The organism is Rhodoblastus sp., assembly GCF_052145335.1.
Lineage (GTDB): Bacteria > Pseudomonadota > Alphaproteobacteria > Rhizobiales > Beijerinckiaceae > Rhodoblastus.
Genome location: NZ_JBKQOU010000382.1, coordinates 20,876 through 30,113 on the forward strand (window position 1 = coordinate 20,876; position 9,238 = coordinate 30,113).

Below are 9,238 nucleotides of genomic sequence, written 5' to 3' on the forward strand. Positions count from 1 at the left end.
TGGGCCGCGCCCTTACGCCGCCTTGTGCTTTTCCATCATTTCGACGAAGCGCTGGAACAGATAATGGCTGTCCTGCGGGCCGGGCGAGGCTTCGGGATGGTGCTGCACCGAGAAAGCGGGGCGGTCGGTGAGCGCGATGCCGCAATTCGAGCCGTCGAACAGCGATTTGTGCGTCTCGACGGCATTCTCCGGCAGGCTGGCCGGATCGACCGCGAAACCGTGGTTCATCGAGACGATTTCCACCTTGTTGGTGGTGAAATCCTGCACCGGATGATTGGCGCCGTGATGGCCCTGATGCATTTTCATCGTCTTCGCGCCGACCGCCAGCGCCATCATCTGATGGCCGAGGCAGATCCCGAAGGTCGGGATTTTCGCCTCGAGGATTTTCTGGATCGTCGGCACGGCATATTTGCCGGTTTCCGCCGGATCGCCCGGTCCGTTCGACAGGAACACGCCATCGGGCTTTTCAGCCAGGATTTCTGCCGCGCTCGCGGTGGCTCGAACCACCTTGACCTCGCAACCGGCCTCCGCGAGCAAACGCAAGATATTGCGCTTGACGCCGAAATCCAGCGCCACCACCTTGAAACGAGGCGCCTGCTGCTCGCCGAAACCTTCGCCAAGCCGCCAGGTCGTCGCGGTCCAGCCGTAATCCTGTTTCGCCGTCACGTCCGGCACCAGGTCCATGCCGTCTATGCCCGGCCAGGACGCCGCCTCGGCTTTAAGCGCGTCGACATCGAACTCTCCGTCCGGCGCATAGGCGATCACAGCATTGGGCATGCCCTTTTCGCGAATCAGCGCGGTGAGCGCTCGGGTGTCGACGCCGTACAGGCCGATCATGCCGCGCGCCTTCAGCCAGGCGTCGAGCCCTTTCTGGGCGCGGAAATTAGACGGTTCGGTCGCCGGAGCCTGGACGATCACACCCCTCGCGCCGGAAACCCGGTCGGAATCGACGGTCTCGACATCCTCGTCGTTGACGCCGACATTGCCGATATGGGGAAATGTGAAAGTGACGATCTGAGCGGCATAGGAAGGGTCGGTGAGGATTTCCTGATAGCCGGTCATCGCGGTGTTGAAACAGACTTCGCCGACCGCCTTGCCTGGCGCCCCGAAGCCGAAACCTTCGATCACCGTGCCGTCGGCCATGACGAGCAAGGCGGTAGGAACCGGTTTTTCCCATCCGGCGGCTTTGGCTTGATCCTGCATCCTGTCCACTCTACAGATTTGCGCGAGTTGTTATATATCTCGCTGGCGTCGACAAGTCGCGGTCAGCGAATCCCTCGCATTGGCTCGGCGTCGCGTTCGCTCCTGACCTTTCCCATGAGGAAAGGTAGCGCCTCGGACGAGGCGTTCGCGGCCATCTGCATTTAAGGGGTTTTATTCCGCGCGCAAGCTAGGCGAGCGGTTCTGCCCCGTCAACCCCGGCGAAAACCGCCCCGAAACGGAAAACCACCATGTTGCGTGAAAATTTCACTTCCGAACTCAAACTGGCGATGAAGGCCGGCGACAAGACCCGCGTTGGCGCCATTCGCATGATCACCGCCGCGCTCAAGGACCGCGACATCGAGGCGCGCACGACGGGCAAGGAAGTCGGCGAGGAGGAAATCCTCGGGCTGTTGCAGAAACTGGTGAAAAGCCGCCAGGAATCGATGGAAATCTACGAAAAAAACGGCCGGCCCGAACTGGCGGCGCAGGAGCGCGAGGAAATTGCGGTGATTTCCACCTTCCTGCCGCAACCGATGAGCGACGAGGAAGTCGCCGTTGCGATAAAGGCCGCCATCACTGAGACCGGCGCCGCCTCGATCAAGGACATGGGCAAGGTGATCGCGGTGCTGAAAGCCCAGCACGCCGGCAAGATGGATTTCGGCAAGGCCAGCGGCTTGGTCAAGGCGGCGCTGGCGGGGTGAAGCTTCTCCCTCTCCCTTTTCTTACGGGGACAGGGAGCCACCCGGCAGCGAGATTCCCGCGACCAGCCTGCCGTAATCCTCCTCCTTGCGGTGGGTCATGCGGCGATAGGAAAAGAACCGCGTCTCGTCGGCATAAGTGTCGAGGCGCAGATTTTCGAATGCGCCGATCCCCGCCTGCTCCGCCCGCATTTCGATAAAGCCCGGCAGATCGAACATGAAGTGGCCGACCTGCGCCGAAGGGGCAAAGAACCTCGCAAAACCCGCGTCCTCCACCTGAAATCGCGCGAAAAACTCGGGCCCGACCTCGTAGCTTTGCGCCGAAATGGTCGGCCCCAGCGCGGCGGCAATGTCGCCCCGTTTGGCGCCCAAACCCTCCATCGCCGCGACCAGGGCCTCGACCATGCCGGTCAAGGCGCCCTTCCATCCGGCATGGGCGGCGCCGATAACCCCCGCCCGCCGGTCGGCGAACAGCAAGACGCCGCAGTCGGCGCCGGTGACGCCGAGCGCCAGTCCCGGCGTCGAGGAGACCAGACCGTCGCAGCGCGGCCTCGCGCCTTCCGGCCAGGGCGCCGCCACAGCCTGCGCCTCGGCCGAGTGAACCTGATAGGGCACGAGAAAACGCCCGGGCGCAACGCCCAGAACCCCGGCCATGCGGGCGCGGTTTTCAGCCACCGCGCGCGTGTCGTCGTTCGAGCCGACACCGCCATTGAGCGAGGCGTAGACGCCCTGCGACACGCCGCCGATCCGGGTAAAAAAGGCATGGCTCACGCCGTCGAGCGCGCCGGCGCGAATCGCGGCCCGATCTATTTCTTCGCTCATGAAGCCGCATCGTCCCCGGCAAAGCCCGGCACATTTTCAACGCTCCGCCGCGTGACGGCGAGGACCTTGAACAAAGTTCCCATTTCGCCTTCGCCGTCACCCGTCAGACGCGCCAGCGCAAGGTCGATCTCGTCGGCCACCTCAGGCGTCGCATGGGCTTTGAGGGCCTCCGCGCGGTGCAAAATGCCGATTTCGCGCAGAAAATCGCCCTGGGTGACCGGGCCGAACGTCTGCGCATTGGCGGCGCGGGCGGCGCGCCCCAGCGCCGAGAAATCGACATGCGCGGTCAGATCGGCCTCGCCCGGCTCGGCCAGCGGATCGACGAATTCATGCGACTTGACCGCCTGCAAGGTTTCGCCAAGCGTCGTCTGGTCATAGCCGTAATCGACCGCCAGCAGGGCGCCGTTCTCGATGACGATGCGGGCGGCGATCCGGGTCATCAGCCTTTGCGCGGCGGCCCCGATTTCCAGCACCGAATCGTCGGGCGCGTTGATCTTGAGATAGGGCTCGACTTCGCTGCTCAGGCCAAAGGTCAGCGCCCCTTCCTCGTCGAGGCCGACCAGCCTTTCGCGCCAGCCTTCCGGCGTCTTGACATAATGGCGCACCGGCAGGGCGTCGAAAAATTCATTGGCCAGAAAAATCGCCGGTCCGGGCGGAATTTCCTCGACCGAGCGGCGCCAGCTTACGGGACGGCCGCAGCCGGAGAGCGCCTGGCGCTGCTGCTCGGCCAGAATATCGCTGGCCTCGACCAAATCGACGTGGATGGCGTCGTAGAACTCCGGTGCGGCCTTGGCGGCGCGCAAGGCGTCGGCCATCAGCGTCCCGCGTCCCGGCCCCAATTCGACGAGGCGGACGAATCCGGGCGCGCCGATCTGCCCCCAGACCTGCGCCGCCCACAGGCCGAGCAATTCGCCGAACATCTGCGAAATATCGGGAGAGGTGATGAAATCGCCCTCGGCGCCGAAAGGATTGCGAGTGGTGTAATAGCCCTTGGTCGGGTGGATCAGGGCGAGCTCCATGAAACGCTCGACCGGCATCGGCCCTTCCTGGGCGATGATCTCCCGGATTTCCGCGCCGAGATCGTTGCCTTGCGCATCAGTCATTCGCCATCTCCCTAACCTAAATCTTCCGCCGAATCTCTCCGGCGCAATGAATTGAGGATCAATATTCCGCCGAACAACGCCAGAGGCGCCGACAGCAACATGCCCATGGTGGCGCCCCCGAACAGGAAGCCGAGTTGAGGGTCCGGCTCGCGAAAGAATTCGCAGAAAATGCGCGCCAGGCCATAAAGGCCAAGGAACAGGCCGGAGGTCAATCCCGGCCTGCGAAAAGCCCCGCTTCGCACGGCGAAAAACAGGATCAGACCGATGGCCAGACCTTCCAGGCCCGCCTCGTAAAGCTGGCTCGGATGGCGCGGCTCCGGTCCGGCGCCCGGAAAGACCATCGCCCATGGCGCATCGGTCGGGCGGCCCCACAGTTCCGGTTTGATGAAATTGGCGATACGCACCAGAAACAGTCCGATCGGCGCTACGGCGCAGCAAATATCCGCGACGGTCCAGAACGGAACTTTTACGCGGCGAGAAAATAGCCACGCGCCGAAAGCCGCGCCTGCGAGGCCGCCGTGAAAGGCCATGCCACCCTTCCAGAGGATCGGAATCTCCGTCGGATTCTCCATGAAATAGTGGAAATTATAGAACAGCACATAGCCGATGCGCCCACCCAGCACCGCGCCAAAGGCGGCGTAAACCAGGAGATCGTCCAGGCTTTCAGCCGTTGGCCTCGGCGCTTCGCCCCACAGGCTGTCGCTGCGCACGAGGCGGGAGGCGATGAGCCACCCCACGACCAGCGAGACGATATAGCCGAGCGCATACCACCGGATCGGCAGCGGCCCCAGGTTGATCATCACCGGATCGATGACCGGAAAATTCAAGAGAAAAATCGGCATATCGCTTTCCTGTCGCCGGCGGGAGCGAGAATGAACACGCCGCGGCCAAGAATTTCAACGATATTCTTGGATATTCTTGCGACAAATTTCTTGCGCTTGGACGTTTTCACGCCCATTTCATGCGTCGAAACGCCGTTTTTCCTTGGAGCCGAACCATGACCTCGCCGCGTCCCCGCTTTTTTGACGACATGTCGCGCCTCTTCACCGACGCCGCCGGCGCGGCCCGCAGCCTCGGCCGCGAAGCCGAAGCGGCGATCAAGGCCCAGGTCGAGCGGCTGCTGGCCGGCATGGATCTGGTCCATCGCGAAGAATTCGAGGCCGTGCGCGACATGGCGGTGGCCGCACGCAACGCCAACGAGGCGCTGGAGCGCCGCATCGCCGAACTGGAAGCGAAACTCGCGGCGCCCGAGGCGGCGAAAGACTGAGTCATTTCCGCAACGTCGAATAAAAAAACTTGGCAAATATTGATTCGACATTGCTTGCGCCGGCCGCATTTTTCGTCGGCGGCGACGAATAGCTGTGGACGCAGCTTGACCGCCGGTGGACGATTCCATGCGAATCCAGCACCTTGCCCACGGTCGCCGACAGGATTCCGTTGGTGGCCAAATCTGCCTATAGTGGATTTGCCGGGTGATTCGCCGATGCAAAATCGGTTTTCGCTTGCGGTCCAGAACATTGCTTGAGTATTCGCCGCGTTCCCTCAAAACTGTTGCGCCTTGAGCGCTCAGGACCGATCGATGCTGCTGTCAGGAATTGATTTGGAAGAAAGGGTCGAGCACCCGGTCGACGTCGTCGAGCGGCTTGCCAGCCTGAAGGACTGGAGTTTCGACCGGGACGACCCGGACGAAATCTCGATCTGCGTCGCCGGCGCCTGGGCGGATTACAATGTCGCCTTCACCTGGCTGCCGCAACATGAGGCGCTGCATCTCGCCTGCGCTTTCGATTTGAAAGTACCGGAACGGCGGCGCGCCGAGGCGGCCTGTCTCGTCGCCAAGATCAACGAACAATTATGGGTCGGACATTTCGATGTCTGGTCGCGCGACGGTGTAATTATGTTCCGTCACGCCATGCTGCTGGCCGGCAACGCCCAGGCCAATGACGCGCAATGCGAAGCGGTGATGGCCAATGCGCTGGAAGCCTGCGAGCGCTATTACCAGGCTTTCCAGTTCGTCGTCTGGGCTGGCAAATCGACGGCCGAGGCGCTCGAAGGCGCGATGTTCGACACCATCGGCGAAGCGTGATGGCCGCGGTCGGCAAGCTGGCGCTGGTCGGCGCGGGAAAGATGGGCGCGGCATTGCTCGGCGGCTGGCTTTTTGGCGCCTTGGACCCACGCAGCATCGCCGTTTACGAGCCGCAGCCAGCCCATTCCATACGTGAACTCGCCGCGGAAAAAGGCTTTGCGCTCAACCCACAGCCCTCGCCCGCCGATGTGGTGGTTTTGGCGATCAAGCCGCAAATGCTGGATGCGGCCGCGCCGGATTTGGCGCCCCTGTTCAGCCCCGACAGCCTGCTGATTTCGATTCTCGCCGGCAAGACTGTCGCCAATCTTTCCGCGCGCCTGCCGGCCGGCTCTATCGTGCGCGCCATGCCCAATACGCCCGCCGCCATCGGGCGGGGAATAACCGGCGCCTTCGCCAGCGAAAAAGTGACGGCGGCGCAGCGCGAGGCGGCGCACCTGCTGCTTGGCGGCGTCGGCGCGGTCGAATGGGTTGGCGGCGAAAACCAGATCGACGCGGTCACCGCTATTTCCGGCTCCGGCCCGGCCTATCTCTTTTTTCTGGTCGAAGCCTTGGCGCAGGCGGGCGCTGAATTGGGCCTGCCGCCGGACCTCGCCATGCGTCTGGCCCGCGCGACGGTGGAGGGATCGGGCGAATTGCTGCATCGCTCGCCCGAAATTGCCGCCGAGACCTTACGCAAGAATGTCACTTCCCCCGGGGGCACCACGCAAGCCGCGCTCGACGTGCTGATGGCGCCCGATGGCCTCGCCGCCCTGATGGCCCGCGCCACGGCGGCGGCGGCGCGGCGGGCGGGCGAACTTTCCGGCTGACCGGCGGTTTCCCAACTTGCCGCGACGCGTCGCTTCGTCCATCTTCGCGGGCACATTCAGGGAGCCGATCATGGACAAGGCGCAGCAAGGCCGGAAAAAGCCGCAAGGCGGCGGCGATTTGCGAGAAAAACTCGTCGATGCGCTGATGGCTCTCGCCGCCGAAAAGCCTTGGGAGGAGATTTCCATCTCCGACGTCGCGGACCGCGCCGGCGCGACCATCGCGCAATTTCGCGACGCCTTCCCTTCCAAGGGCGCGGTGCTCGGCGCCTTTTCGCGGCGCATCGACAGACAAGTGCTCGAAGGCGGCAGCAAGGATCTCGCTGGCGAAAGCGCGAAAGACCGGCTGTTCGACGTGCTGATGCGTCGTTTCGACGCCATGGCGCCCTACAAGCCGGCGCTGAAACATATCAACGCCTGGGCGATGCACGATCCGGCCTCGCTGCCCGCGCTCAATCAGCTCGCTGTCAACTCCCTGCGCTTCATGCTGGAAGCGGCGGGCCTCAACAGCGAAGGCCCGCTCGGCGCGTTGAAGTTGCAAGGCCTCGCCTTCGCCTGGACCCGCGTGTTCCACGTCTGGCTCTCCGATGAAACGCCAGATCAGGCGACGACCATGGCGGCGCTGGACAAGGAAATTTCGCGCGGCGAGACCTTTGTGGCTCGCGCGGACGAGGCGCGCCGGCTGCTGGAGCCACTCGCCGCGCCGCTGAGGAGTTTTGCCGATCGCATTTTGGGCGGGGTGCAACGGAAATAACAATGGCACAATTGCTAATATTGCCACACTTGCTGATAAATATGATCAAATTTTGTGTATTCAGGAATAAGAAAAAATAATGACATCTATAAAAGAGCAACATTGCAACGTTTTCAAACATAGAAAAATAGAATGTGCGAGGTGCTGGAAAGATTTCAACACTTCAGTCCAAGAAACCGGGCCATTTCGCCTTGTCCTTGATCCGGGCCATTGCGTTCACGTAGCTCATCCATCTAAAGGCAACGGGCATTTTGGTGCTTATGTTCGAGGAGAGGGCACTCCGGGTGATAAAATGCAGATGGCTCGCGCGGCGCTAAACTCAATAAAATAAATAGTGATTCCCTAGTCTTGTTATTGGCGGCGTTATCCCTGTCGACAAGATTCCTTATAGCGAACAGCCCTAATTCATGAAAAGCGGCCCCAATCAATCCGCGCCCAGAATTCGCAACCCGACCTTGGCGCCGGCGGCGCGCATGTCTCCGTCGAGTGTGGCAAGCGCGAGACCGCGCCGTAGCGCGAGTTCGACATAGGCCGCGTCATAGATCGTCAACCCATGGCGGTCGGCAAGGGCAAGGGTCGCATCCCATGCGTGAGCGTCGGTATAGGCGTCCGCGACAATATCGAGCACCGCCAGATCTGCCAACGCGGCGCGGCGGAATTCGGCGTCGATCCGTCCCCGGCGCACCGCCATGGTCAGGCTGTTGGCTACTTCAAGCCGCCAAAGCGTCGGCACGATGGCGCCATCCTCGGCCAAGGAATCGAAAACGTCGCGGATCGGTTGGGTGATTTCGTCGCTGTAAATCCAGGCCAGCGTAGCCGAACTATCGAGCACCAGACTCACGGTCGGCCTTCGTCGCGAAAAGCTTTCCATTCGGTCCAATCGAACCGGCCAAGTTTCAAGGATTCAGCCCGTTGTCGGATGCGCTGGAGCGCGGCGCGGGCCTGCTCGCGGTTATGCGTAGGGCGGACAGGGACAATGCGCGCGACCTCGCGGCCGTGACGGGTGATTGTCACTTCCTCGCCTTGCTCGACTAAATCAAGCAATTGCCCAAGTTTGTTTTTGGCCTCGAAGGCGCCGACCTGCCGCATAAAAGCCTCCTTAAGCTGGATCAAGCCAGCTTAAATCATTTTCGGCCCCATCGCCATTTGATTCCCCCTCACTCCGTCTCCAAACAACATTTCTTGTATTTCTTCCCACTCCCGCACGGACACGGATCGTTGCGGCCCACGTTGCGGTTGGGGTTCGCCGCCGGCGTTGAAGGCTCGTCGTCCTCATCTTCGTCGGCGTCGAAAACGGCCAGGGCCTCCAGCGCGTCGTCGATCGGTTTCAGGCCGCGTTCCTCGCACAGCGCGCGGCGATCCGGGGCAGCGCGATTGGCGAAAAGATCGACCTGAAAATCCTCGAAAGCGAGGACTTGCTTGTCGACCAGCCCTTGCCGGAAAGCGCGGACGACCAACGGCTCCAGATCGGCGAAACCGAGCAGCGCGATGCAGTTCTGCCAGCCGAACCAGACAGGATCGGCCGACCGCGGCTGCAGCGTTTCGAACAGTTCCGCGAAATATTTGCGCGCGTCGTCCAGCGGGATTTCGCCGCTCGCCGCGAGGTACGAATAGGCCTCCAGCGCCGCCACCCGCGCCCAGGGGTCGGCGCCCGGCGCCGCAATCAGGCCCTTGAGCTTTTCCAGATCGCCATCGTAAAGGCTGAGAAAGATCTGCGGCAGGGTTTCGGTGGTGGCGTCGCCGATGATCTCATAGAGTTGGTCGCCTTCCAG

The 9,238-nt window shown here is 62.4% G+C and carries 12 protein-coding genes; 5 read left to right on the forward strand and 7 right to left on the reverse strand.

Features of this window, described 5'->3' with window-relative positions:
- Positions 1-12 precede the first annotated feature (12 nt).
- Positions 13-1,203, reverse strand: a complete 1,191-nt coding sequence (carA, locus tag ACLP2E_RS22480) for a glutamine-hydrolyzing carbamoyl-phosphate synthase small subunit (protein ID WP_442463091.1) — start codon at positions 1,201-1,203, stop codon at positions 13-15.
- Positions 1,204-1,451: 248 nt separating this feature from the next.
- On the opposite strand from carA, the gene ACLP2E_RS22485 reads away from it, so the two are divergent.
- Positions 1,452-1,904 (forward strand): GatB/YqeY domain-containing protein, encoded by a 453-nt coding sequence (locus tag ACLP2E_RS22485; RefSeq protein ID WP_442463092.1) that lies wholly within the window; start codon positions 1,452-1,454, stop codon positions 1,902-1,904.
- Positions 1,905-1,925: 21 nt separating this feature from the next.
- Here ACLP2E_RS22485 and pgeF read toward each other — a convergent pair whose 3' ends face one another.
- Genes pgeF through lgt form a run of 3 tightly spaced genes read right to left on the reverse strand, consistent with a single transcriptional unit; the run spans position 1,926 to position 4,668 of the window.
- Positions 1,926-2,723, reverse strand: coding sequence for a peptidoglycan editing factor PgeF (pgeF, locus tag ACLP2E_RS22490; protein WP_442467187.1), 798 nt, complete (start codon positions 2,721-2,723; stop codon positions 1,926-1,928).
- Positions 2,720-3,826 carry a class I SAM-dependent methyltransferase gene (locus tag ACLP2E_RS22495; protein WP_442463094.1) on the reverse strand — a complete coding sequence of 369 codons (1,107 nt, stop codon included), beginning with the start codon at positions 3,824-3,826 and terminating at the stop codon, positions 2,720-2,722. Before ACLP2E_RS22495 ends, pgeF begins: the two co-directional genes overlap by 4 nt.
- 11 nt (positions 3,827-3,837) lie before the next feature.
- Positions 3,838-4,668: a prolipoprotein diacylglyceryl transferase gene (lgt, locus tag ACLP2E_RS22500; RefSeq protein WP_442467188.1), complete on the reverse strand. Its 831-nt coding sequence runs from the start codon at positions 4,666-4,668 to the stop codon at positions 3,838-3,840.
- 155 nt (positions 4,669-4,823) lie between these two features.
- On the opposite strand from lgt, the gene ACLP2E_RS22505 reads away from it, so the two are divergent.
- From ACLP2E_RS22505 to ACLP2E_RS22520, 4 genes are all read left to right on the forward strand, one after another.
- A complete protein-coding gene (locus tag ACLP2E_RS22505) occupies positions 4,824-5,093 on the forward strand; it encodes an accessory factor UbiK family protein (RefSeq protein WP_442463096.1) in 270 nt (89 codons plus the stop codon).
- A gap of 312 nt (positions 5,094-5,405) precedes the next feature.
- Complete coding sequence (locus ACLP2E_RS22510; RefSeq protein WP_442463097.1) at positions 5,406-5,909, forward strand: YbjN domain-containing protein; 504 nt, start codon at positions 5,406-5,408, stop codon at positions 5,907-5,909.
- Entirely contained in the window at positions 5,909-6,715 is an 807-nt protein-coding gene (gene proC, locus ACLP2E_RS22515) for a pyrroline-5-carboxylate reductase (RefSeq protein WP_442463098.1), read from the forward strand. The genes ACLP2E_RS22510 and proC overlap by 1 nt, the downstream gene beginning before the upstream one ends.
- 70 nt (positions 6,716-6,785) lie before the next feature.
- Positions 6,786-7,466, forward strand: coding sequence for a TetR family transcriptional regulator (locus tag ACLP2E_RS22520; protein ID WP_442467189.1), 681 nt, complete (start codon positions 6,786-6,788; stop codon positions 7,464-7,466).
- Positions 7,467-7,890: 424 nt separating this feature from the next.
- Here ACLP2E_RS22520 and ACLP2E_RS22525 read toward each other — a convergent pair whose 3' ends face one another.
- The 3 genes from ACLP2E_RS22525 to ACLP2E_RS22535 all read right to left on the reverse strand — a co-directional run.
- Entirely contained in the window at positions 7,891-8,307 is a 417-nt protein-coding gene (locus ACLP2E_RS22525; protein ID WP_442463100.1) for a type II toxin-antitoxin system VapC family toxin, read from the reverse strand.
- Positions 8,304-8,555, reverse strand: coding sequence for a type II toxin-antitoxin system Phd/YefM family antitoxin (locus tag ACLP2E_RS22530; RefSeq protein WP_442463101.1), 252 nt, complete (start codon positions 8,553-8,555; stop codon positions 8,304-8,306). Before ACLP2E_RS22530 ends, ACLP2E_RS22525 begins: the two co-directional genes overlap by 4 nt.
- Before the next feature lie 68 nt (positions 8,556-8,623).
- The coding region (locus ACLP2E_RS22535; RefSeq protein WP_442467190.1) for a DUF1186 domain-containing protein at positions 8,624-9,238 on the reverse strand (615 nt) is incomplete at its 5' end.